Annotated in this window: 19 protein-coding genes and 1 pseudogene; 9 read left to right on the top strand and 11 right to left on the bottom strand. The window is 64.9% G+C overall.

The features are described 5' to 3' along the window. The first annotated feature begins 2 nt into the window (after nucleotides 1–2). Together ACCQ04_RS01915 and glpK are read left to right on the top strand one after the other, a co-directional pair. Nucleotides 3–821: an MIP/aquaporin family protein gene (locus tag ACCQ04_RS01915; RefSeq protein WP_226426973.1), complete on the top strand. Its 819-nt coding sequence runs from the start codon at nucleotides 3–5 to the stop codon at nucleotides 819–821. A gap of 133 nt (nucleotides 822–954) precedes the next feature. Beyond that, entirely contained in the window at nucleotides 955–2,454 is a 1,500-nt protein-coding gene (gene glpK, locus ACCQ04_RS01910) for a glycerol kinase GlpK (protein ID WP_047126261.1), read from the top strand. Nucleotides 2,455–2,590: 136 nt separating this feature from the next. Here glpK and ACCQ04_RS01905 read toward each other — a convergent pair whose 3' ends face one another. Continuing rightward, a complete protein-coding gene (locus ACCQ04_RS01905) occupies nucleotides 2,591–3,103 on the bottom strand; it encodes a nuclear transport factor 2 family protein (protein ID WP_046345403.1) in 513 nt (170 codons plus the stop codon). 259 nt (nucleotides 3,104–3,362) lie between these two features. Further along, nucleotides 3,363–4,547: a 4-hydroxybenzoate 3-monooxygenase gene (pobA, locus tag ACCQ04_RS01900; RefSeq protein ID WP_226426975.1), complete on the bottom strand. Its 1,185-nt coding sequence runs from the start codon at nucleotides 4,545–4,547 to the stop codon at nucleotides 3,363–3,365. A gap of 98 nt (nucleotides 4,548–4,645) precedes the next feature. Between pobA and ACCQ04_RS01895 the strand changes: the two genes are divergently transcribed. Then, on the top strand, nucleotides 4,646–5,539 hold the full coding sequence (locus ACCQ04_RS01895) for a helix-turn-helix domain-containing protein (protein WP_226426976.1): 894 nt from the start codon (nucleotides 4,646–4,648) through the stop codon (nucleotides 5,537–5,539). A gap of 305 nt (nucleotides 5,540–5,844) precedes the next feature. On the opposite strand, the gene ACCQ04_RS01890 is transcribed toward ACCQ04_RS01895, so the two are convergent. The 6 genes from ACCQ04_RS01890 to ACCQ04_RS01865 all read right to left on the bottom strand — a co-directional run bounded on the left by ACCQ04_RS01890 (nucleotide 5,845) and on the right by ACCQ04_RS01865 (nucleotide 13,061). After that, a complete protein-coding gene (locus tag ACCQ04_RS01890) occupies nucleotides 5,845–7,326 on the bottom strand; it encodes a benzaldehyde dehydrogenase (RefSeq protein ID WP_054591158.1) in 1,482 nt (493 codons plus the stop codon). 28 nt (nucleotides 7,327–7,354) lie between these two features. Next, nucleotides 7,355–8,122 carry a coniferyl-alcohol dehydrogenase gene (locus ACCQ04_RS01885; RefSeq protein WP_065033063.1) on the bottom strand — a complete coding sequence of 256 codons (768 nt, stop codon included), beginning with the start codon at nucleotides 8,120–8,122 and terminating at the stop codon, nucleotides 7,355–7,357. A gap of 33 nt (nucleotides 8,123–8,155) precedes the next feature. After that, the gene (locus tag ACCQ04_RS01880; protein ID WP_372358640.1) at nucleotides 8,156–9,184 is read right to left on the bottom strand and encodes a SphA family protein; all 1,029 of its coding nucleotides are present in this window, start codon (nucleotides 9,182–9,184) and stop codon (nucleotides 8,156–8,158) included. Between the two features lie 121 nt (nucleotides 9,185–9,305). Beyond that, nucleotides 9,306–9,782, bottom strand: a complete 477-nt coding sequence (locus ACCQ04_RS01875) for a MarR family winged helix-turn-helix transcriptional regulator (protein WP_024938805.1) — start codon at nucleotides 9,780–9,782, stop codon at nucleotides 9,306–9,308. A 585-nt stretch (nucleotides 9,783–10,367) separates the two neighbouring features. Beyond that, nucleotides 10,368–11,612, bottom strand: coding sequence for an HD-GYP domain-containing protein (locus tag ACCQ04_RS01870; protein ID WP_226426978.1), 1,245 nt, complete (start codon nucleotides 11,610–11,612; stop codon nucleotides 10,368–10,370). A 138-nt stretch (nucleotides 11,613–11,750) separates the two neighbouring features. After that, the gene (locus ACCQ04_RS01865) at nucleotides 11,751–13,061 is read right to left on the bottom strand and encodes an MFS transporter (protein WP_226426979.1); all 1,311 of its coding nucleotides are present in this window, start codon (nucleotides 13,059–13,061) and stop codon (nucleotides 11,751–11,753) included. Between the two features lie 721 nt (nucleotides 13,062–13,782). Here ACCQ04_RS01865 and ACCQ04_RS01860 point away from each other — a divergent pair. Further along, nucleotides 13,783–14,328 carry a gamma carbonic anhydrase family protein gene (locus ACCQ04_RS01860; protein ID WP_024938808.1) on the top strand — a complete coding sequence of 182 codons (546 nt, stop codon included), beginning with the start codon at nucleotides 13,783–13,785 and terminating at the stop codon, nucleotides 14,326–14,328. Nucleotides 14,329–14,408: 80 nt separating this feature from the next. After that, entirely contained in the window at nucleotides 14,409–15,305 is an 897-nt protein-coding gene (locus tag ACCQ04_RS01855; RefSeq protein ID WP_226426980.1) for a DUF2167 domain-containing protein, read from the top strand. A 13-nt stretch (nucleotides 15,306–15,318) separates the two neighbouring features. On the opposite strand, the gene ACCQ04_RS01850 is transcribed toward ACCQ04_RS01855, so the two are convergent. After that, the gene (locus ACCQ04_RS01850) at nucleotides 15,319–15,585 is read right to left on the bottom strand and encodes a YkgJ family cysteine cluster protein (protein WP_080715739.1); all 267 of its coding nucleotides are present in this window, start codon (nucleotides 15,583–15,585) and stop codon (nucleotides 15,319–15,321) included. 45 nt (nucleotides 15,586–15,630) lie between these two features. Next, nucleotides 15,631–16,998, bottom strand: coding sequence for a glycoside hydrolase family 5 protein (locus ACCQ04_RS01845; RefSeq protein ID WP_184614666.1), 1,368 nt, complete (start codon nucleotides 16,996–16,998; stop codon nucleotides 15,631–15,633). 392 nt (nucleotides 16,999–17,390) lie between these two features. Here ACCQ04_RS01845 and ilvD point away from each other — a divergent pair, with 392 nt between their 5' ends. Then, nucleotides 17,391–19,229, top strand: a complete 1,839-nt coding sequence (gene ilvD, locus ACCQ04_RS01840) for a dihydroxy-acid dehydratase (protein ID WP_126965404.1) — start codon at nucleotides 17,391–17,393, stop codon at nucleotides 19,227–19,229. 16 nt (nucleotides 19,230–19,245) lie between these two features. On the opposite strand, the pseudogene ACCQ04_RS01835 reads toward ilvD, so the two are convergent. Then, nucleotides 19,246–20,276 (bottom strand): annotated as a pseudogene (locus ACCQ04_RS01835) (integron integrase). Nucleotides 20,277–20,550: 274 nt separating this feature from the next. On the opposite strand from ACCQ04_RS01835, the gene ACCQ04_RS01830 reads away from it, so the two are divergent. The 3 genes from ACCQ04_RS01830 (at nucleotide 20,551) to ACCQ04_RS01820 (ending at nucleotide 22,743) form a co-directional block, all read left to right on the top strand. Next, nucleotides 20,551–20,748 carry a hypothetical protein gene (locus ACCQ04_RS01830; RefSeq protein ID WP_372358639.1) on the top strand — a complete coding sequence of 66 codons (198 nt, stop codon included), beginning with the start codon at nucleotides 20,551–20,553 and terminating at the stop codon, nucleotides 20,746–20,748. A 396-nt stretch (nucleotides 20,749–21,144) separates the two neighbouring features. After that, nucleotides 21,145–21,504 (top strand): DUF6572 domain-containing protein, encoded by a 360-nt coding sequence (locus ACCQ04_RS01825; protein WP_184631420.1) that lies wholly within the window; start codon nucleotides 21,145–21,147, stop codon nucleotides 21,502–21,504. Between the two features lie 930 nt (nucleotides 21,505–22,434). Next, on the top strand, nucleotides 22,435–22,743 hold the full coding sequence (locus ACCQ04_RS01820; protein ID WP_184230416.1) for a hypothetical protein: 309 nt from the start codon (nucleotides 22,435–22,437) through the stop codon (nucleotides 22,741–22,743). Nucleotides 22,744–23,225: the final 482 nt, after the last annotated feature.

Raw genomic sequence — 23,225 nt, 5'->3', positions numbered from 1 at the left:
GCATGAGCCGCCAACTCGTGGGTGAGTTGATTTCCGAAGCGGTGGCGATGTTCATCATCATCGCGCTCGGCGATTCGGTCGCGGCGATGTACGTCCTCTACGACCCCAGCCCGTACCAGAACGCCTACTGGGGCGTGTGCATCGCCTGGGGCCTGGCGGTAACGCTGGCGATCTATGTCACCGGCTCGGTGTCCGGCACGCATGCCAACCCGGCGGTGACGCTGGCGCTGGCGCTGTTCCGCGGGTTCTCCTGGAAGAAGGTGCTGCCGTACTGGGGCGCGCAGGTGATCGGTGCGTTTCTGGGCGCGGCCATCGTCTACCAGTTGTACGGCCCGGTCATCGACCACTACAACCAGGTGCAGCAACTCACCCGCGAAGCCGGTGGCGCCGCCGGGGTGTTCTTCACCGCACCCGGCCTTGCGGTCACGCCGATGCATGCGCTGGTCGACCAGATCATCATCACCGCGTTCCTGATCTTCGGCATCTTCGCCATCACCGAACAATTCAACGAAGCCGCGCCGACCGCCAACTCTGGCGCGCTGATGATCGGCCTGCTGGTGGCGACGCTGGGCGCGTCGATGGGCTATCTGGAAGCCTGGGCGATGAATCCGGCGCGCGATTTCGGCCCGCGCCTGTTCGCCTACCTCGCCGGTTGGGGCGAGGCTGCGTTGCCGGCCAAGGACAACTACTGGTGGATCCCCATTGTCGGCCCGTTGATCGGCGGCCCGATCGGTGCGCTCGCCTACCAGTGGCTGATCCTGCCGTTCCTGCCGGCACGCGTGCGCCATCTGCAGGCCGGCAAACCGCTCGATCCGCGCTGATCGCCCTGCTGCACGACTGACAGCACAGCGCCGCCGCCGGACAGGTTGGGTTTTATCGGCCTTTCGCGCAGCGGCGTGCACTGCCCCCTTTTCTCGCCGTGCGCCAGCGCCGGCATTGTTCGAGGAATCTCCGATGGAAAAGCAATACGTCCTTGCGATCGATCAAGGCACCACCAGTTCACGGGCGATGTTGTTCGATCGCAACGGCAAGGTGGCCGGCGTGGCGCAGCGCGAGTTCGGCCAGATCTTTCCGCAGCCGGGCTGGGTGGAACACAACCCGCGCGAGATCATGACCAGCGTCTACACCACGATCACCGAGCTGCTCAACAACGCGCAGATCGATGCGCGCTCGATCGCCGGTATCGGCATCACCAACCAGCGCGAGACCGCGGTGGTGTGGGACAAGGCCACCGGCCAGCCGATCTACAACGCCATCGTCTGGCAATCGCGGCAGACCAAGGACATCTGCACGCAGCTCAAGGAGGCCGGGCACGAACAGATGGTGCGCGACAAGACCGGCCTGCTGATCGATGCGTATTTTTCCGGCACCAAGGTCAAATGGATTCTCGACCACGTCGACGGCGCCCGCGAGCGCGCGCGTAACGGCGAGCTGGCCTTCGGCACCATCGACAGCTGGCTGATCTGGAATCTCACTGGCGGCAAGGTGCATGTCACCGACTACACCAATGCCTCGCGCACGCTGATGTACAACATCCACACGCTGGAGTGGGACGCCGAGCTGCTGGCCATGCTCGACGTGCCGAAGGAGATGCTGCCGGAGGTGCGCTCGTCCAGCGAAATCTACGGCATGACCCAGACCCAGTATTTCTACGGCGAGCAGGTGCCGATCGCCGGGATCGCCGGCGACCAGCAGGCGGCGCTGTTCGGGCAGGCCTGCTTCGAGCCGGGCATGGCCAAGAACACCTATGGCACCGGCTGCTTTGCGTTGATGAATACCGGCGACAAGGCGGTTGCGTCCAAGGCCGGTCTGTTGACCACGATCGCCTGGGGCATCGACGGCAAGGTCGAATACGCGCTGGAAGGTTCGATCTTCGTCGCCGGCTCGGTGGTGCAGTGGCTGCGCGACGGCCTGCGCATGCTCGGCAAGGCCAGCGACTCGCAGGCCTATGCCGAACGCGCCGGCGACAACGACGGGGTCTATCTGGTGCCGGCCTTCGTCGGCCTGGGCGCACCGTATTGGCGCAGCGATATCCGCGGCGCGGTGTTCGGGTTGACCCGCGGCACCACCAAGGAACATTTCGTGCGTGCGGCGGTGGAATCGATGGCCTACCAGACCCGCGACGTGTTGACTGCGATGCAGGCCGATTCGGGCATCGAGCTGAAGGAACTGCGCGCCGACGGTGGCGCCATCGCCAACGACTTCATGGCGCAGTTCCAGAGCGACATGCTCAACGTGCCGGTGCTGCGCCCGGAAGTGGCCGAAACCACCGCGCTTGGCGCCGCCTATCTGGCCGGTCTGGCGACCGGATTCTGGAGCAGCCGCGAAGAGATCGCCAAGCAGTGGGCGGTGGATCGCCGCTTCGAGCCGACCATGCCCGACGACAAGCGCGAACAACTCTATGCCGGCTGGCAGCAGGCGGTGGAAGCGACGATGGGCTTCCGCATCAGCTGACCGCTGCGCTCAAAAAGACAACGCCCGCCATCAGACGGGCGTTGTCGTTTCCGCCAACCACTTGCATGGTTGCTGACGACCTGCATGGATCACGCATTGCAGGGCTGCACGCTGCAGCCCTGCAATGCAGCAGCGATTACTGGCCGCCGCTATTGGCGCGGCCGGCAATGGTGTCCGGATCCCAATGCTCCTTGATCAGGCCTTTTTCAATGCGGAACATGTCGAACCAGGTGGTCGTGTAGGTGGTGCCCGGTTTGTTCGGATTGGGCAAGGTGCGCACCGACACCAGCGTGACCAGATCGCCGTCGGCAGTGATGGCCACCAGCGGCAGCTGCACGCGCGGCTGCACCGGCGTCGGCTTCACGAAGGCGGTCAGGAAGGCGATGAAGGCATCGCGGCCATTGGCCACATTCGGGTTGTGCTGGATGTAGTTCTTGTCCATGTACATCGGCGCATACTGCACCTGGCCGGCTTCGAACACGGTGCGCCAGAAATCGTAGACCAGCCGCTTGTTGGCGGTTTCATACCAGGTGGAGCCGAGCAGCATCTTCTGGTGGTTGGGATTTTCCGTCACTGCGGTCTGCGCGAACGCAGCCACCGGCGCCACCAGCATGACCAGCAGCAAGGCGCGGGAGAACAGCTTATTCATGGAAGACTCCTTATGTGGAGACGGGCACTGCATTGGCAGGGATACCAGCACGCTGCACCGTTGATTGGGGGACGACGCGCCTTGGCATACAGGGTTTTCCACGCGTCGCCGCCAGCCTAACGGCCGCGTCCGCTCGCCCGCTAGCCGCCCTGGAGTGCACCAGGGCACCTGCGGTATTGGTGGTAATCAGAAGATAACCATCGCAGTCGGTTTTCTCTCGCGCACGCACGAGGCATCTCGACGGCGGCCACCGCTACGCTCAATCCGGCAGCTCCACCAACGGCAAGCCCGCATAGTTTTCGGCCAGGGTGGCCCGCCCGGCCTCGCTGTCCAGCAGATAATCCAGTTCTGCGGCATGAATGCGTGCGGAGAACGCGTCCTGGTCGTCGAAGGTATGCAGCAAGGTGGTCATCCACCATGAAAACCGTTCGGCCTTCCACACCCGCTGCAATGCCAGCGCCGAATACTGTTGCAGCACCGCGGTATCGCCACGCGCGTTCCAGCGCTCGAACAATTGCGCCAGCAAACCGACATCGGCCAGCGCCAGATTCAGGCCCTTGGCGCCGGTGGGCGGTACGATATGCGCCGCATCGCCGGCCAGGAACAGGCGTCCGTACTGCATGGGTTCGGCGACGAAGCTACGCAACGGCGCAATGCTCTTCTCGATCGATGGCGCGGTGACCAGCTGCGCAGACAAGCTGGCTGGCAGGCGCGCACGCAACTCATCCCAGAACGCCTGATCGCTCCATGCCTCTACCCGCGCATCGGCCGGTACCTGCACGTAATAGCGCGAGCGCGTCGGCGAGCGCATCGAACACAAGGCAAAGCCGCGTGGGTGCTGCGCGTAGATCAACTCATCGTGGACCGGCGGGGTGTCGGCAAGCACACCAAGCCACCCGAACGGGTACATCCGCTCGAACAGGCGCAGTCGCTCCGGCGGGATGCTGGCGCGGCTGATGCCATGGAAGCCGTCGCAGCCGACGATATAGTCGCAGTCGATACGCAGGCGCTGGCCATCGTGGGTGAATTCCACCGCAGGCGCGTCGCTGTCCACTCCGCACAGTGTCACGTCCTGCGCGCTGTAATACGTCGGCGCAGCGCTGCGCGCACGGGCTTGCATCAGATCGGCAGTGACCTCGGTCTGGCCGTAGACGGTCACGCTGCGTCCGCAGCCGCGCAGCAGATCGATACGCTCCCGCCGGCCATCCAGCGACAGTTCGAAGCCGTGATGCGGCAAGCCTTCGCGTTGCACGCGTGCGCCAACGCCTGCCCGCTGCAGCAGCGCCACGCTGCCCTGTTCCAGCACGCCGGCACGGATACGCCCCAGCACATGTTCCGGGGTCTGCCGCTCGATCACCACGGTATCGATACCGGCCCGCAGCAACAGCTCGCCCAGCAACAGGCCGGAGGGGCCGGCGCCGATGATCGCGATCTGGGTTCGCATGCAATGCTCCTGCCTCAGCCGACGGATGCAGGCCAGTGTGGGTAGCCAAGCACATGCTTTGAAGGGATGATTGCGTGCAGTGCTTGGACTTTTCGACGATGCCCACACGTGCGCACGCCACTGCAGCTAATGCGGTTCCAGCCTTCGGCCTGTATGGCGAGCAGCATGCCGACACGCCCGAGCTGTTGCACTGGGAGTCGATTGCCGCACGCAGCCGGCTGCATGACTGGCGCATCGCCCCGCACCGGCACGAAGACCTGGCGCAACTGCTGTACGTGCAACGCGGACCGGCGACACTGCAGCTGGATGGACGCAGCCAGCGCGTGCGTGGCGCAAGCGTGATCTGGCTGCCACCGCTATGCGTGCATGGCTTCAAATTCGATCCACAGGTGCGCGGCCACATCATCACCGTGTGCATGCCCTTGGTACGCAGTGCCTTGAGTGCCGCGCCAGTACTGCAGGGCGCACTGACCGTCCCGCAGGTCCTGCATGCACACCATGCACGCGGATTGCTCGACGTGCTGTTCGCCAGCATTGCCGACGATCACGCATACCGACGCATCGGCCATGAGGCCGCATTGCACGCCGCCGCAGCACAGCTGTTGATCTGGACCGCCCGCACGGCGCTGGAGCACGCGCAGGATGCGGCTGCGGTGAGCCCGTACGCCGACCCGGCATTGCGCCATCTGCGTGGCTATCGGGCCCTGATTGACCAGCACTATCGCGCGCACTGGCCGATCTCCCGCTATGCCGAGCAGCTGGGTCTGACTCCGGGCCATCTCAACGCGTTGTGCCAGCGACTGGCCGGCGCCTCGGCACTGCAGTTACTGCAGCGCCGGATCATGCTCGAAGCACGCCGCAGCCTGCGCTACACCAGTCTGAGCGTGCAGCAGATCGCCGCCAGCCTTGGATTTTTCGACGCTGCATACTTCAGCCGCTACTTCGCACGCCATGCCGGCTGCTCGCCGACGCAATTCCGCGCTGGCGAGTAAGAGCGGCTGGTCTGGAGCTTGGCTGCCGAGCCCTTGCGATAGCTCAATCGTAGAGCGGTTGATCTGCAGCTTTGTTGCACGGCCCTTGCCCGCCCACCCTCGCAGGACACGCCGCAAGTACATCCCTGTACGCGGCATCCATGCCGCGTAAGGTCCCGCGACGGCGGGCGGGCAAGGCCCAGTTGAGATGGTCGGTGGGCAAGGTTAAGAGCGGTGCGCTTGGACAACGCAGATAGATCAGCCCCAAAGCGGCTGATCCACGGCTCGCCTGCAGCCCCGCTGCCCGGTCGGTTGCGCCGCGCCGGTCAGAACGGGTACTGCGGCACTTCGTTCTTGATCGTCAGCCATTGCCAGTGGGTGTACTGCTCCCAATCGGCCGGTCCGCCGACACTGGTGCCGTTGCCCGACGCGCCGGTCCCGCCGAAGGGATTGATGACTTCATCGGCCACGGTCTGATCGTTGATGTGCAACAGGCCGGTGTGCAGCTTGTCGCCCAGGCGCATCGCGCGCGACACCGACGCCGACAGGATGCCCGCAGCCAGACCGTACTCGCCATGGTTGGCAAGTTCTGCGGCTTCGTCGTCGGTATCGAACACGGTGATGTTGATCACCGGACCAAAGACTTCTTCGTCGAATGCACGCATGCCCGGACGCACGTTGGACAGCACCGTCGGTGCATAGAACAGGCCTTCGTTGCTGGCGCCGGCCTCCACCACCGCACCGGCGGCGATGCTGTCGTCCACGATATCGATCACCCGCTGCAGCTGGCGCTGGTCGATGATCGGCCCCAGTGCCACGGTGCCGCTGACCGGATCGCCAACCGGCAGATGCCTGGCTTTTTCGGCCAGCCGCTGCGTGAATGCATCGGCGATCCCGCGCTGAACCAGCACGCGGCCGGTGGCCATGCAGATCTGTCCCTGATGCATGTAGGCGCCGAATGCCACTGCAGCGGCGGCCTTGTCCAGATCGGCGTCGTCGAGCACGATCACTGCGTTGTTGCCACCCAACTCCAGCGACACCTTCTTCAAATGCCGGCCAGCGATCTCGCCGATGCGCCGCCCGGCCGCGGTGGAGCCGGTGAAGGCAATCATCGGGATATCCGGCGATTCGACCAGCGCCTGCCCGATGGCGGCATCGCCATGCAGTACATGCAGCAGTCCCTTCGGCAGGCCCGCTTCTTCCAGCACCTGGGCGATGACCACGCCACCGGTATACGGCGTGCGCGGGTCGGGCTTGAGCACCACTGCATTGCCCATCGCCAGCGCCGGGGCGACCGAGCGCAGCGACAGGATCAGCGGGAAATTGAACGGGGAAATCACTGCGATCACGCCCAGCGGCAGATGCCGCGCCAGGCTGAGCTGACCGGCGCCCGTCGGCAGCACCTGGCCGACCGCCTGCAGCGGCAGCGCCGCAGACTGCTGGTAGATCACCACCGACTCGTTCACTTCGCGCTGGGCCTTGGGCAGGATGCCGCCGGTTTCGCGCGCGATCAGCAGCGCCGCTTCGGCACTGCGCGCTTCCATCAGCTGCGCGGCACGGTGAAACACCGCAGCGCGCTCGCGTGGCGCAGTGGCTGCCCAGGCACGCTGCGCTTTTTTCGCCAGCGCCACGGCAGCGGCGACATCGGCCAGGTCGGCCTTGCCGACTTCGTGCAGCAGCGTGCCGGTGGCCGGTTCGATGATCTGCGCGGTGCCGCCGTTGCCGGGCACCCAGTCGCCATTGAAGATGCAGCCATGCCAGGCCGGAGCGGCGCTTGCGGCAATGGCGGTATTGGGGAGAGCGTTCATGGTCTAGCCTCCTGCTGAGGGGGTGGTGTTACAGAGTGGTGGACGCCAGCCCGCCATCGACCGGCAGGGTGATGCCGTTGATCCAGCGCGCCGCATCGGAGGCGAGAAACACGATGGCCTCCGCCACCTCGTCGGCATACGCCGGCCGCGTCATGCGCTTGGCATCTTCCTTGACGCGCTCCTCGCCGAGCATGGTGACGAAATCGCCAAGAATCGGCGTAAACACCGGCCCCGGCGAGACGTTGTTGACGCGCACACCGTGCTCGGCGAACCAGGGCCGCGACTGCAGCAGCGTCCAGACGATCAGCGCTTCCTTGAAGTACTGGTAGCAGGTGTCGTGTGCCACCGGATGCGCCTGCAGCCATGCATCGCCAGACGCAAAGCTGTCGGTGGCGGCCAGTTGTTTGTGCAGTTCCAGGCGCTGCGGCCACTCGGCGCCCAGGATGGAAGCCACATTGATGATGGAACCACCGGGCGTCATGCGCGGCAGCAGCGCCTGACTCAAATGGCGCAGGCCCAGATAGTTGACGCGTGCCACCACCTCCAGCGGCGCGGTACCGGGAACGCCAGCCACATTGGCCAGCGCATCGATACGCGCCGGCAAGGCCTGCACCAGCGCATCGATGGATGCCGGATCACCGAGATCGGCCTGGTGGAACCCGTGCAGCGACATCTGCACCGGCGTGCGATCGACGCCGATCACCGTGGCGCCATGGAAACGGGCCAGACGCGCGACTTCGGCACCGATGCCCGATGCCACGCCAGTGACCACGATCGTCTTGTTCTGCAAATTCATTGCCACTCTCCGAAGAGGCCGGCAGAGCCGGCGCTAGAACACATGGACGTACTGCAGGTTGACGTTATTGCCGGAGGCGGCGTTTTTGACCTCCACCGGCAGATACACATTGGCAAACAGCATGTTGTTGGCATCCATCCGCCACACGCCACCGGGGCCGGCATAGAACACGCTCTGGCGGGTCTCGGCCACGCGCTGCCCATTGGTGCGGTTGTCGCGGAACTGGGTGAGGTAATAGGCATTCACGCCAAGCCGGATGTCGGGTACCACTTCCCAGGAGGTGGCGAAGTTGATCCAGCCCGCGTCGCCGGCCTGGCCGTTGCGGAACTCGAAGCCCGGCGGCAGGTTCGGCCGGCGCTCGCTGCGGAAGTTGTAGATGTAGTTGATGCGTGCGCTGACTTCCCAGTTGGGGGTCGGGAACACGGTGAACGCATATTGCGGCACCAGCGACCAGTAGCCGGCGCCCTGATTGAGGTCGCGATCGCGGTCGAACTTGCCGATCGGCGCGATCGCATCGATTTCGAAACGCTGCGAAAACACCGGCCTGCCATTGCGGATCACCGGCAGCATCTGCAGATACGGGCCAAAGGTCAGGTCGCCCACGCCGGCGCCGTTGTCGCGCAAGCTGGCAATGCTGTTGCGCCCGAACGAGGCATCCAGATTGATCAGCGGCAGCAGCGTGTTGATGCCCACTGCGCCGCCGAAGAGCGTGTACGGGGTGACATAGGCGACCTGGGTCAGCAGCAGGGTCGAATCGATGCGTGGGTGGTCGAACACCGGCACGTCGTTGCCGCGCGAATCCTTGATCGCGTCCAGTGAGCTCTGACGCAGATAGGTGACCACCGCCCAGCCGGGCGTGGTGCGGGTGAAACCGTCCAGATAGCTGGTGCCGCCGGTATTGATGCCGTTGGTCAGCGTCGTACTCTGCGGCAGGTTCTGTGCGCCGGCCGTGCCGGCAGCAAGCAGCGACAGCATGCCAAGCGCTGCGCGGCGCTGCGCCGACGCGCGGGAAGACAACCCAGACAGGACCGATCGATAGCTCACTGCGAACATCTCCAGCATTGGGAGGGACAGCGGGAACTGCGGCGGGACAACGGTCAGGCAGGCGCGATCGACACGCCGGCAACGGCGCGTGCGCAGGTCAACAGGAAAGCTGGCCGTGCGCCTGCACGGCAGCGGCGGATTACGCGGTGTCCAGACGGTCCAGCCGGTCGAGTGCGCGCAGCAACGGCGCCTCGCTGCTGCCCAGCACCACGCTGAGTTGCTGTTCCATGCGCAGCACTTCGGCCTCGGCAGCGCTCAGCAGGGTCACGCCGGCGCTGGTCAGCGACAGATGCTGCATGCGTCGGTCCTGGCGTCCCCGCACCTGCCGCAGCAGGCGGCGCTTGACCAGGCGTGCCACCACGATCGCCAGGTTGGGCGCCGACACGTGCAGCACGTCGCCGATCTGGCGCTGGTTGATGCCCGGGTTGCCGTCCACCAGCATCAGCAGCGAGAAGTCGACCGGCTTGAGGTCGAACGCAGCCACGCAGTCCTGAAACATCCGCCGCACCAGCAACTCGGTGCGGGTGATGCGGTAGCCCAGCAGCCGCAGCAGGCGTGCCTGATCCACCGTGGTGACGGCATCCGGCAGCGGTACGGCAGTGGCAGTGACGGACATGACGGTTCTCGCAGCGAAGACGACAGGCGGACCGGTGCGCGCAACGCTCACCGCCCGCAACGCCGATCCGCGGCGTGAGCTGCATTGTAGACGCGCACAGGCATGCCGATGTGGGCGTGGCCGCCGAGCGCGTGGCACCGCCGTGCAGGCAGGTCGCCACAGGCTCATGCCAGTCCAGCGCCAGCACATGGCGGCCGCATGCGGCGGCAGGCAGGTGTGGGAAGCGACGGTCATCCAGGCACGGCTGCGACATGGGATCCGGGGTCGGCAAGTGATTGCGTTCCGGAATAGTTATTGATCATAACTACATTGCCAAGCTGCAGCGCAGCATGGTCGCGCTCGCCAGGCTGACTCGGCGGGCCGATAGGCCTGGCGAGAGTGGCGGCAACCGCCTGTGATCGGCGAGCCGGGCACAGGTGCGCGCGGCATGCCGGGCCTGGCAGCGGTGGTGGCAATCACGACGGCAAGGCTGCCGCCATCGCCGGACGACGCCTGCGGACCCAGCCCACTTGCCCGGCGCATCTCCGCGCCAGGTAGGCCGCGTGCATGCGCGCGGCCTGTGGCCAGCGGGTTACGGGTTACGGGTTACGGCAGCCAGAGCTTCTCGAGATCGCGGAAGCCCCAGTCCGAGGGGCTTTCCATCTGCGCGATGCGGTCCTGGCAGTCCGGGCGCGACAGGTCGATGTCCTGCACCAGCACATGGCTGCGCAGCTTGGCCGAATAGAACACGCGCACCTTGGGCTTGAGCAGCGCATCGGGGGTCTGCTCGATGACCACCGCGAGTTTCTGCGACTCCAGCCGCACCAACGAGCCGACCGGATAAATCCCCAACCGGCGCACGAAGGCCTGGAACACCACCGGGTCGAAGTGCCCCTGCCACGACGCCATGCGCTTGAGCGATTCGGCCGGATCCCAGCCGCGCTTGTAGGGGCGGTCCGAGCTGATGGCGTCGTACACATCGCACACCGCGCCCATCCGCGACATCAGCGCGATGTTCTCGCCCGCCAAGCGGTTCGGGTAGCCACTGCCGTCCATTTTCTCGTGGTGGTGCAACGCGATCTCCAGCACCACCGCGTTCTGCACGCCGCCGGCCACCAGCAGGCGATGACCGTCCAGCGGGTGCTGGCGCATGATCGCCATCTCTTCGTCGGTGAGCTTGCCGGGCTTGTTGAGGATGTCCAGCGGCGTCACCGCCTTGCCCATATCGTGCAGCAGGCCGCCCATGGCCGCCTCGACGACCTGCCCTTCGGGCAGACCGAGCTGGCGCGCCAGCCCGCTCATCAGGCCAGCCACCGCCATCGAATGCAGATAGGTGTAGTCGTCGGCGGTCTTGAGCCTTGCCACGCTGATCAAGGCCTGCGGATGCCGCAGGACCGAATCGTTGATGGCTTCCACCAGCGGCATCGCCGCCTCGGTGTCGACGGTGCGGCCAAGCCGCACATCGCGGAACATCGCCTCGACCGTGTCGCGGCCGTCTTCGAAGATCTTGCGTGCGCGCACCACTTCGGACTCGATGCCGACCTGCGCGGTGACGCTATTGGTCCGCGCGGTGCGCGTGGTGGTGGCCGGCTCGGGGGGGTCCGGTGCCGGCGGCGGCGCTTGCTCCGGCTCAGGCTGCGGATCGGGCGCGTCCGGCGCCGCCGTGTCCAGGTCCAGGCCACGCGCGGTGTCGATCACCAGTTGCTCGATCCGGCTGCCATGGATCTTCTCCACGTCGTCCGAATCGACCAGGAACGAGGTCTTCCAGAACGGGTGGTGCACCCACGCGCCCAGCAGCTTGTAGACATACATGCCGGGGCGGAGTTGGTCTGAATCGATGGTTCTGAGCATGCCGGCGCTGATCTGCAAATGGTCCGCGGAAGAGCCCGCCACGACGATGGAGGGTCTGTCGGGTTATCGGCAGTGCGCAGGATTTCTTTGGTCCGGTAGAACTCGCTCGCGCCGTGCGGCAACCGCTGGCTGAGCAGTTCAGCGCGCCGGCAGGCGCATGCCCAGCACGGCGATGGCCGCGAGCAGCAGCGGCACGCTGCAGGCCAGATACAGGGCCGCCGGCGACCAGCCCGCATCCACCAGCACGCCCACGCACAACGGCGAGGCGATCGCACCGAAGCGGCCCACCCCGATCGCCCAGCCCATGCCGGTGGAACGCACCGCCGCCGTGAAGACCACCGGCGCCACCGCATACAGCCCGGCGATGGCGGCAAACAGCACCGCGCCGCTCAGCACCGCAATGACGAACGCCCAACCCAGCACCGTGCTGTACCAGCCAAAGGCCAGCAGCGCCAGCGCCGACAGCCCCAGCACACCGGCGGTCAGCCACGACAGCCGCGCACGCGCGGCCAACGCGCTGAAGATCGCACCGCCGGCGATGCCGCCCAGGTTCAACAACACGCCACCGGTCACGCCCTGCTCTGCCGACAGGCCGGCCACGACCAGCAGCTTCGGAGTCCAGCTGAGCACGAAATAGAACGCAAACATCAGCAGAAAGAACGCCAGCGCGATCAACAGCGACTGCCGCCGCAATGCCGGCACGAACAGGGCCGCATAGCCCCGCGCCCGATCGGAGCCATGCGGCGGCGGTGACGGCAGTACCGCCTGCGGCGGCATGCCCATGCGCGCGAGCACCGCGTTGAAGCGTACGCCAGCACCGGGCGGGCGACGCGCGATCAGAAATTCCAACGACTCGGGCAAAAACGCCAGCACCAAGGGCACGCACAGCAGCGACCCGAGCGCACCGAGCACGAACACTGCGTGCCAGGACCAGTGCTGCAACAGCACTGCTGCGATCGCGCCGCCCAGCGTCGCGCCGATCGGATAACCGGTGGCCTGCAGCGCCAGTGCCGTGCTGCGCCACTGGGCGGTGGAATATTCGGCAGCGATCACCGCAACGCAGGCCAGCATGCCGCCGATGCCGATCCCGGTAAATGCACGCAACGCGCCGAGTTGCCACACCCCGGTGGCCAGCGCCGAGGCGCCCATGCCCACGGTCAAGATCGCCAGGCATGCCAGGATCGTCGCGCGCCGCCCGATGCGGTCGGCCAGCGGCGCCAACAGCAACGACCCCACCGCCATGCCGACCAGGCCGGCACTGAACAAGGCCCCGAGCAGCTTGCCCGACAACTGCCACTGCGCCGACACATGCGAGGCGGTGAAGGCCATCGCCATCACATCGAAGCCATCGAGCATGGTCAGCAACACGCACACCGCCACCGCCCTCCACTGAAACGGCGTCATGCGTTGCAGTACGAAGGGTGCAGGTGTCGCGGCGCTCTGGGTCATCGGGTGATCCTGGTTAGGGAGGGCAGCTGCATTGGCAACCTCACGCGTGGCCATGCGCTCACGCAGCGCCGCCACGACGAAGACGCAAGCACGCTGGACGCTGCGACGGCCTTCGACAGCGCAGCGGCACTGCAACGCGGCAACGACAGTCGGGGTGTTGCAACGTCACCGCACGCTAGGCCGATCGCAGAGGGCGTTCAAGACGGCGGCCTGCACGGGTGTGCGCTTATCGAACAAGCCGGCAGCGCGCTTCGCTTGCCTCTCCACGCATTCGTTGAGCTGTCTGCGCAGCGGCATCTGCGGTGTGCGCCTTGCCTGCACGGAAACGATCGACCTCGCATGTAGTGCTGCAGCGCGTGCCTCGAGTGCGATCAGACCGGGCAACCCTCACGCTCGCCCGATCAGGATTGCAAAGCGCAACGCCGCACTCGTGATGCAGGCATGGATGCAACGCTGCTGGCAGCGAGGTTGAACGACGCGACATATGCATGATTGCTCACCGCCACACACACCTCGATCCGTTCGAAGCGGCAGCGAATGTGCAGGCGCAGCCTCACACGCCCTGGCGCCAGCTGTTCCAACACGCTGCGCCGCTGCATCAGGCACGTCCGCAGCCAGATCGATCCACTGCCGCACCAGCGCTTTCCGCATGCAGACGCTCGCCCGCTATCATGCAGGCCGTGCCCGCACCGGGCGGCACACCGACATGCCGGAGATCATCGTGACCCCGATTCGCTCGTTCCTGGAACACACCCCGCAACTGGGCGCACGCGTCTATGTCGATCCTGCCTGCACCATCATCGGCAAGGTGAGCCTGGGCGATGACGTGTCGGTGTGGCCGGGCACGGTGATTCGCGGCGACGTCAATCATGTGCAGATCGGCGCACGCACCAACGTGCAGGACGGCACCATCATCCACGTCAGCCACCATAGCCCGTTCAACAAGGCCGGCTACCCGACAGTGATCGGCGCCGACGTCACGGTCGGCCACGGCACCATCCTGCATGCCTGCACCATCGAAGACCTGTGCCTGATCGGCATGGGTGCCTGCGTGCTCGACGGCGCCACCGTCAAGCGCTACGGCTTTGTCGGCGCCGGGGCGGTCGTCGGCCCGGGCAAGATCGTCGGCGAAGGCGAATTGTGGCTGGGCAATCCCGCACGGCTGGCCCGCACGCTCAGCGACAAGGAAATCGAGAGCCTGCATTACTCCGCACAGCATTATGTGCGGCTCAAGGACCAGTACCTGGGCACCGTCGGTACCGGCTGAACCGTTGTCCGCCCTACGCAGGCATGGCAAGATCGGCGCCCTGCGGCGTGGGGACGCTGCCCTCGAATGGATTCGACCCGATGCATCCGCGTTTTGCCCTGCGCAGCCTGCTGGCCGCCTGCCTGCTGATCGCAAGCCAGTCGCTGCTGGCCATTCCAGCCGACGCCGTCGACGAAGCGCAGGTGCTGTCTGCCCTGCAGTACCGCGACGGCCACATCGACATGCCGCAAGCCAAGGCGCACTTCGATCTGGACCCGGCATTCCGCTACCTGGACAAGGCCGACACGCGCCGCGTGCTCGAGCAGCTGTGGGGCAACCCGCCCGACGACAGCGTGCTGGGCATGATCGTGCCGCGCACACCCGCGCTGGATGCGCCGGGTGGCTGGGCAGTGGTGGTGACCTATGCCGACGACGGGTATGTGTCCGATGAGGATGCCGCCAAGATCGATTACAGCGAACTGCTGGCCGACATGCAGAAGGGCACCGCCGAAGACAACGCCGCGCGCCGCGAGCAGGGCTACGGCACCGTCGACTTGCTCGGCTGGGCGGTGCCGCCGCGGTACGACGCCGGCAGCAAGAAGCTCTACTGGGCCAAGGAACTGCGCTTCGATGGCGCCCAGCAGCACACGCTCAACTACGATATCCGCGTGCTGGGCCGCAGCGGCTACCTCAGCCTCAATGCCGTCGCCGGCATGGACCAGCTCGAACAGGTCCGCCAGGGCATGCAGCAATTGCTGCCGATGACCGAATTCGACCAGGGCGCGCGCTATGCCGACCACAACCCGTCCACCGACAAGATCGCCAGCTATGGGCTGGCCGGCCTGATCGGCGGTGGCCTGGCGGCCAAGGCCGGGCTGTTCGCCAAGCTGGGCCTGTTGCTGGCCAAGGGCTGGAAGCTGGTGCTGTTGGGCGTGTTTGCCGTGGGGACGGGCATCAAGCGGGTCTTCTCCCGCAAGGCGCAGGGCACCGGCAGCTGAGGCGTGCCGCGGCTCACGGCCGCGTGGCGTGCTCCAGTGCCGTCAACGTGGCCAGCGCCTGTGCGCGCGATGCGCCGCACATGTCCTCGGACGGACGCAGGCTGGCGCACACCGCCGGCCGCGTCGGCAACCCGAACAGGCGACAACGGCCCTGGCTGTCGAGCTGCACGCAGGGCACACCCGCCGGCTTGCCTTGCGGCATGCCGGGGATGGCCGAACTGATCGACGGCGCGATGCAGCAGGCCGCGCAGCCGGCGCGGCACGGGAGGTTCTTGCGCATGCCGCCAGTGTAAACCGCCGCCACCTGCCGGCAGCGGCGGCGTGGCTAGCGCGGCGGGATGTAGCTGGACAGGCGCACGTCGAAGAAGGCCTGCACGGCAGCGAGATTGCTCTTGGCCTGGATGTCCGCGCCCACGTCGCGGCTCATGCCGAGCACGTCATCATCCGGCCAACCGGGGCCGAAGCACCATTGCGTGCTGGGGATATTGTTCGCCTGCAGATGGGCCAGCATGCGCGTGGTGGCGACCTCCGCGCTGCGGTTGCCGGCCGGGTAGCCGTGCTCGCCGAGATAACCGCGCTTGCCGGCATCCCGCAGGGCGTCGATGAAGGGCGTCACCATCATGATGCCGGTATCGGGCTGGATCACTTCGTTGCGCCCGCCCGGTCCGATCCAGTTGCCGCCGCCAGCCCCGTTGCTGTCCAGATAGTTGTGCGCTTCGTAGACGATGCGGTTGTAGGGATCGGGGATGTCGAACAGGCCCATCGAATCCTTCTGCCAGAGCCGGGCACTGGCATAGCCGTTGCCGCAGACGAACACGAAGTGGTCGCGGTCGCGATCGATGATGGTCTTGCAGCACGCAGTGGCAGTGTTCTGCCAGTGCGTTGCCATCGACAGCACGCTGCCGTCGGCGGCGCGCTCGTCGCCCTGATAGGGCTCGTTCATCACGCCCCAGCCGAACACCGCCGGGTGCTGCCGGAACCGGTTGACGATGCGTGCCCACAGGTCGGGCAGGCCGGATGCGTTGTAGAGCGTGCACCCCGGCGTGCCGATCACGCGGTATTCGTACAGCTTGAGCAGCCCGTCGCGGCGATCGAAATAGCCCTGGTAGCCGAAGTTACGCAGCGGATAGGTGTCGGCCCAGACCGCGGCGGCCGCCGGGTCGTCGATGCGGTTGCCGCGCGCATCCACAAGCGTGCCGCTGGCGTCGCGTCGATAGCCCGACTTGACGGCCACCCGCTGCGGCAGGCGCATGTAGTCGTGCAGCTCCACGATGGCGCGCTTTCCACGGGCGGCGATGTGGTCCAGCGCATCCTGGACCTGGCTGCAGTAGGTCTCGTTCAAGGCCAGGCCCTGCCCCCGCGTGAAGCGCGCGGCGGTGGTCGGCAGCCGGAACAGCGGGCAGGCGCCGGCGGCGGCCACGTGCTGTGCGGTAATGGCGCGATAGTGCGTGCCGATCTCCGCATTCTCCACATAGCTGTTGGAGGCCAGGCCCGACAGGTTCAGGCCCGCAAACGGCAGGGTGGCGCTCTGCGCAGCCGCGCGGCCGCCCCACCCGAGGCCGGCCAGTGCCACCGCGCCGGCTGCGCCCTGCAGCACGCGACGGCGGGTGATCCCGGCGGTTGCTGCCGGCGTCTGGTCGATGGGATGCGGGGCTGCCGCCGCCGTGCGGCGTGGGTGTGGATGGTCGGACATGGGCGCCTCCTGCGGTGCCGTTGGTGGAGATCCTTGGCGGTGGTGCTCCCCTCTGCCGCACCGGTCTGACGGCGATGGTGCCGGTGTGGCAACGGCGCAATCTGCGCTCCGGTTCGCACTCCTGGCACTGCATGCCGGCACGCATACGTTTACATCGCATTACATGCCACGCCGACCAGCGGGAGGCGCATGTTCCCGCGCCGTGCCGGCGAACGCTCCGGCGCCGCCTGTGCGATGCGCGCGGCCCGCGCCCTCGCCCACCGCCACGGCGTGCCCTGGCCCGCGTGCTACCGTGCCGGATCACCGGAGCGCGCCGCGACCGTTGCAGCAGCAACAGTCACGACGCGGTCTAATTGCCAGCCACCGCTCGCCAATCAGCCGTCGAATTCGCCATGCCCGAGTACCGCTCCAAGACCTCCACCCACGGCCGCAACATGGCCGGCGCCCGCGCACTGTGGCGCGCCACCGGCATGAAGGATGGGGACTTCCACAAGCCCATCATCGCCATCGCCAACTCGTTTACGCAGTTCGTGCCCGGGCACGTGCATCTGAAGGATCTCGGCCAGCTGGTCGCGCGCGAGATCGAACGCGTCGGCGGCGTGGCCAAGGAGTTCGACACCATCGCCGTGGACGACGGCATCGCCATGGGTCACGACGGCATGCTGTATTCGCTGCCCAGCCGCGAGATCATCGCCGACTCGGTCGAATACATGGTCAACGCGCATTGCGCCGACGCGCTGGTGTGCATTTCCAACTGCGACAAGATCACCCCCGGCATGTTGATGGCCGCGCTGCGGCTCAACATCCCCACCGTGTTCGTCTCCGGCGGGCCGATGGAAGCCGGCAAGACCAAGCTGGCCGAACACAAGCTCGATCTGATCGACGCGATGGTGATCGCCGCCGACGACAGCGCCTCCGACGAAAAGGTGGCCGAGTTCGAACGCAGCGCCTGCCCCACCTGCGGCTCGTGCTCGGGCATGTTCACCGCCAACTCGATGAACTGCCTGACCGAAGCGCTGGGCCTGTCGCTGCCGGGCAACGGCACCGTGGTGGCCACGCACGCCGACCGCGAGCAATTGTTTTTGCGCGCCGGCCGCGTGGCGGTGGAGCTGTGCCACCGCTGGTATGGCGGCGAAGACCCCACCGCGCTGCCGCGCGGTATCGCCACGTTCGAAGCGTTCGAGAATGCGATGACGCTGGATATCGCCATGGGCGGCTCGACCAACACCATCCTGCATCTGCTCGCCGCCGCGCAGGAAGGCGACGTGCCATTCGGCATGCGCGATATCGACCGCCTGTCCAAGCGCGTGCCGCAGCTGTGCAAGGTCGCCCCGAACACCCCCAAGTACCACATCGAAGACGTGCACCGCGCCGGCGGCATCATGGCCATCCTCGGCGAGCTGGCACGCGGCGGCCTGCTGCATACCAACGCGGCCACGGTGCACGCACGCACGCTGGCCGACGCCATCGCGCAATGGGATGTCACCCAGACCGACGCGGAGACCGTGCACACGTTCTACAAGGCCGGCCCGGCCGGCATCCCCACGCAGATTGCCTTCAGCCAGGCCACCCGCTGGGACAGCCTGGACACCGATCGCAGCGAAGGCTGCATCCGCGATGTCGCGCACGCGTTCTCGCAGGAAGGCGGCCTGGCCGTGCTGTACGGCAATATCGCCCGCGACGGCTGCGTGGTGAAGACCGCGGGCGTGGACGAATCCATCCACGTCTTCGAAGGCAATGTGCGCGTCTTTGAGAGCCAGGATTCGGCAGTGAAGGGCATCCTGGCCGACGAAGTGAAAGCCGGCGACATCGTGGTGATCCGCTACGAAGGCCCCAAGGGTGGCCCCGGCATGCAGGAAATGCTCTACCCCACCAGCTATCTCAAGTCCAAGGGCCTGGGCAAGCAATGCGCCCTGCTCACCGACGGCCGCTTCTCCGGCGGCACCTCGGGCCTGTCGATCGGCCACGCCTCACCGGAAGCGGCGGCGGGCGGCGCGATCGGGCTGGTACGCGACGGCGACAAGATCCTGATCGATATCCCCAACCGCTCGATCAATCTGCTGGTGTCCGACGAAGAGCTTGCCAGTCGTCGTGCAGAGCAGGATGCCAAGGGCTGGAAGCCGGTGGAAGTGCGCCCACGCAAGGTCACTACGGCGTTGAAGGCCTACGCGTTGCTGGCGACCAGCGCAGATAAGGGTGCGGTGCGCGACAAGGCGATGCTGGACGGCTGAGGCGCGCAAGCAGCACTTATCGCCAAGCCTGCGGCTGACGATCGAGCGGGCTGCGCACCGCCGACGCGCCTCGCCCCAGCACATGGGTGTAGAGCTGGGTGGTCGCCACGTCCTTGTGACCCAGCAGCTCCTGCACGGTGCGGATGTCGTACCCAGCTTCGAGCAGATGGGTTGCGAAAGAATGCCGCAGCGTGTGGCAGCTGGCCGGCTTGTCCAGCCCTGCCTGCCGACAGGCCGCCTTCACCGCACGCTGCAAACCCTTCTCGTCCACATGATGGCGGCGAACCGCACCCCCGCGCGGATCCACGCTACGACGCGGCGCCGGGAACAGATACTGCCATCCTGGCTCACGCGCTGCATTGGGATACTTGCGCAGCAGCGCGTGCGGAAGCCAGACCTCACCTGCGCCCACCTGCAGATCCCGCGCATGCACGCGCTTGGCTTCGTCCAACTGGAGCTGCAGCGCATCGCGCAATGACTGCGGCAGCAGTGTGCGGCGGTCCTTCCCACCCTTGCCATCGCGCACCACGATCTCGTTGCGCGCAACATCCACATCCTTGATGCGTAGGCGCACGCACTCCATCAAGCGCATGCCGGTCCCGTAGAGGAGTGCCGCCATCAGTGCGTGACGCCCCTCCATCTGCGCCAGCACCGCCATGACCTCCACCTCACTCAGACGGTCGGCAACCGCCGCGGCCGCTTGGCACGCCGAATCTCGTCCATCCATGGCAGATCGCGTCCCAATACCTCGCGATACAGAAACAGCAACGCGGCCAGTGCCTGATTCTGCGTGGAAGGCGCCACGCCATCGCGCGCCGCCAGCATGGTCAGGAACGCCTCCACTTCGCGCACTCCCATCGTCTCTGGATGGCGTTTGTCGTTGGCCAGGATGAAGCGCCGAATCCAACCAACATAGGCATCCTCGGTGCGCTTGGCACGGCCCAGCCGCTGCAACCGATCGCGGACGCGGTCCAACAGCCTGGCAGGCCGTCGCCCGCTAGGCGCTGCCGAAGATGGCTGCCTGGCGGCCGATGTAGACGAAGACATTGAAGCCGTTCGGTCGGAATGATACGGTCGCATTGCGATGAGTCGCCGCAGGGGAATGCGACATGTTTACGCACCGTGGTCACGCACCACGATCGGGATATCGCGGTAAAACCAATGGGAATGCACTTGGTGTGGAGGTCAGAGATTACGTACTACACCCCGGCGCTACGCACCTTTTTGACTTCGAATAGTTGTTAGACCACGGACCACGATGATTGGCAGCATTAGAAGATTGTCGCGAGCTGAGGCCACAGCGAGGGCTGAGCAGATCGCTTTGGAATATGCCACCGCGGCAGGCATCGAGGTCAAGCTGTTCGGCGTTGAGCCGGACGGGTATGACTCTGAGCACAGAGGCAAGACTCCTGTGTATTGGGTTGCTGTCTTTGAGTCCGTGATCGGTGGAGCTGTGTTCGACGGCCCGTTGGTGGTGCGCATCAATCTGGAGAGCGGCAATGCGTTACCCGCGGTCTAACAATTCATTCAAGCCGAACCCGTTTCGCGGGTCGGCTTAATTCAGGCGTTAGGCGACAGGACCATGATTAATTGCACCGACAACCCAGTGGGCTGGTCCGTGCCCCTTGACGACCTTGAGGATGCGCGTGAGCACTTGGACAACCTCATCAAGGAGATATCTGCGAGTTCAGGGTATGGAGAGCCTGAGTTTCGGATAGATCTAGGCGATGTGTATGCTCATCTCAATCGGGCATGGAGGCGTAGAGACATTGCTGAGGACTTTACGGACGGCGAGTGGGCAGTTGCCGGTGCATTTCCCAATGATCTTGAGCCAGTCGCCTAACAAATCATTCAAGCCGAACCCGCTCCGCGGGTCGGCTTAACTCCGGTGTTAGGCGCCAAATGGAGTTCATCGGTGGTTGAAGAGTTTGATGTCATTGATGCGGCGGGACTTGCTCCAGATGGGCGAGTCGGGCTGATGATGTTTGAGCACCGCAACTGGTCAGATCCAGAGCTACAGCTTCACGATCTCCACAAAAAAACGCAGGCTTACCTTTCTTACGCCGTTGACGGTGAGATGGTTCGGGATAACCCGCAATTCGCAGATCGGCAGGTTTGGGTTCGCCTGGTTGCCCAGATTATTCCTCCATCGCCCCTGTACCCTTATCTGGCGCAGCTCAAGTCCGCCCTCGCGAAACACGGCATAGAGTTCCAACTTGCACACTTTGACCCGAGCGATGAATCAACAGGCGTCAACAACCTCATTGCCATCTAGGTTGGCGCCTAACAATTCATTCAAGCCGAAGCCGCTTCGCTGCTCGGCTTAATTCAGGCGTTAGGCCGCAGGAGAGAACTTGGCTTTCTATATTCTTATCGACAAGATCTCGGAGTCGGAAAGAGAGGCCTTCTATCGCTTCTACGACACAGGTTAGCCGGACGAGGTCGGAGAACTACGCCTGGACAAGGCCACCGCGAGCATCGAGATGACGAAGCCCTCTAGAGATGCATTCTTCAGCCGCGCCGCAGTTACGGTCGCTCGTCACTTTCGTGATGGCAACCTTCCGGAGAGCGCATGCTGGGCATCATGATTAATCCCTCGAGCGTTGGCGTTGGCGTCAGCGGTCTGCGGCCTAACAATTCATTCAAGCCGAACCCGCTTTGCGGGTCGGCTTAATTCCGGTGTTAGGCCGCATGAAAGCTAGCCGCATACTGTTTTTCCTAGTTTTGACGCTGCTCACCGAGCCTGCCATCGCGCATCAGGACCGCATACTTAGCCTTGAGCCCGACGGGTCGATCCCCGAGATTCCCGCATCGTTCGGCAAGGCATTTCTGGTTGTTGAGGGCTTAGGCACGAAGGCGCCTGTCGTTAAGCTTAAAATTGGCGCTCGTAGCACCGCTCTACCACTTTGCATGACGCGACTCATTAAAACGCGCCAGAGGTCAAGTATAAGACTGAGCGGATCCTGGTATCACGATGAGAGAATTGTACCTTTCTACATCAATGTTGAGTTTCCTGACCCTGGTCAAGAACAAGAAAAATATCCAAGATCAGGCCAGACGTTCTTGTTCAACCTGCGCACCCCTAGTCTTATAGACTCCAGCTCTCCTGAAGGCTGCAGAACAGTGTCCTCTGCGCTGCGGCCCAACAATTCATTCAAGCCGAACCCGCTTCGCGGGTCGGCTTAATTCAGGCGTTAGGCCGCTCATGAGTGCACATGCAATTTTGGGGATACTTGCGGTTGCATTAGCCTTTTGGGGCTATGGCCTTTGGCGGCGCGGATTTTTCAGTGCTCAAACGCCATCAGTAGAGCGTCAAACCTATGGCATTCGTACTGCGCTATGGTTCGCTTCTATTTTTATCGTGTCTTGGCCACTTCGACAGCATCGAGCCTCAATGGGAGACACTGCTTACGTGATCGCAGCGCTGGCTATCCTTGCGCTCTTTTTTGTGATTGGTCTAGTTGCTACGAATTTCCTGGTCAAACGTGCTCGGGATCGTGGTGGCGCGGCCTAACAATTCATTCAAGCCGAACCCGCTTCGCGGGTCGGCTTAATTCTGGTGTTAGACCTCTGATGAAACTAATCGCGATACTTGCCCTGCTTTTTCCCATCGACGCTATCGCGCATGATTTGGCGCCCGTGGACAAGCCGGAGCTCGCTACTGTTCTCGGCTTACTCGACGAACTGGCAACAACGCCTCTAGCTTCGGATCAGCCGTACATTGTTCGCATCTATGCAGCGCCAACTTCTGTTGGTGAGTGCGGTGGCACGGTCGCCTCTTGTCCTGACGTGAGGCTATTCATGACTGCCTCTCATGGAGATCTCGAGGAGACTCCGGTTCTATATCAACTTCCCAAGCAGAAAGGTTGGGAGTTCAAGGGTTGGTCCAGTCCAGTCATCTCGGGTCACACCCGCATGGCAAGCTTTATCGTACGCACTACGCTGCCAGAGACAAACATTGATCTCGCAGCCCGCAAAGCTTGGCGCCCGCAGGAG

This window comes from Xanthomonas sp. NCPPB 2866 (genome assembly GCF_041475745.2).
Lineage (GTDB): Bacteria > Pseudomonadota > Gammaproteobacteria > Xanthomonadales > Xanthomonadaceae > Xanthomonas > Xanthomonas arboricola.
Note: the sequence above shows the minus strand (reverse complement) of the source record. Positions and strands in the feature narration are given on the sequence as shown.

Bases quoted from the DNA above. Each gene is read 5' to 3' on its own strand.
- ACCQ04_RS01915 (WP_226426973.1), top strand. From the start codon at position 3: ATGAGCCGCCAACTCGTGGGTGAGTTGATTTCCGAAGCGGTGGCGATG.
- glpK (WP_047126261.1), top strand. From the start codon at position 955: ATGGAAAAGCAATACGTCCTTGCGATCGATCAAGGCACCACCAGTTCA.
- ACCQ04_RS01905 (WP_046345403.1), bottom strand. From the start codon at position 3,103: ATGAATAAGCTGTTCTCCCGCGCCTTGCTGCTGGTCATGCTGGTGGCG.
- pobA (WP_226426975.1), bottom strand. From the start codon at position 4,547: ATGCGAACCCAGATCGCGATCATCGGCGCCGGCCCCTCCGGCCTGTTG.
- ACCQ04_RS01895 (WP_226426976.1), top strand. From the start codon at position 4,646: ATGCCCACACGTGCGCACGCCACTGCAGCTAATGCGGTTCCAGCCTTC.
- ACCQ04_RS01890 (WP_054591158.1), bottom strand. From the start codon at position 7,326: ATGAACGCTCTCCCCAATACCGCCATTGCCGCAAGCGCCGCTCCGGCC.
- ACCQ04_RS01885 (WP_065033063.1), bottom strand. From the start codon at position 8,122: ATGAATTTGCAGAACAAGACGATCGTGGTCACTGGCGTGGCATCGGGC.
- ACCQ04_RS01880 (WP_372358640.1), bottom strand. From the start codon at position 9,184: ATGCTGGAGATGTTCGCAGTGAGCTATCGATCGGTCCTGTCTGGGTTG.
- ACCQ04_RS01875 (WP_024938805.1), bottom strand. From the start codon at position 9,782: ATGTCCGTCACTGCCACTGCCGTACCGCTGCCGGATGCCGTCACCACG.
- ACCQ04_RS01870 (WP_226426978.1), bottom strand. From the start codon at position 11,612: ATGCTCAGAACCATCGATTCAGACCAACTCCGCCCCGGCATGTATGTC.
- ACCQ04_RS01865 (WP_226426979.1), bottom strand. From the start codon at position 13,061: ATGACCCAGAGCGCCGCGACACCTGCACCCTTCGTACTGCAACGCATG.
- ACCQ04_RS01855 (WP_226426980.1), top strand. From the start codon at position 14,409: ATGCATCCGCGTTTTGCCCTGCGCAGCCTGCTGGCCGCCTGCCTGCTG.
- ACCQ04_RS01850 (WP_080715739.1), bottom strand. From the start codon at position 15,585: ATGCGCAAGAACCTCCCGTGCCGCGCCGGCTGCGCGGCCTGCTGCATC.
- ACCQ04_RS01845 (WP_184614666.1), bottom strand. From the start codon at position 16,998: ATGTCCGACCATCCACACCCACGCCGCACGGCGGCGGCAGCCCCGCAT.
- ilvD (WP_126965404.1), top strand. From the start codon at position 17,391: ATGCCCGAGTACCGCTCCAAGACCTCCACCCACGGCCGCAACATGGCC.
- ACCQ04_RS01820 (WP_184230416.1), top strand. From the start codon at position 22,435: ATGAGTGCACATGCAATTTTGGGGATACTTGCGGTTGCATTAGCCTTT.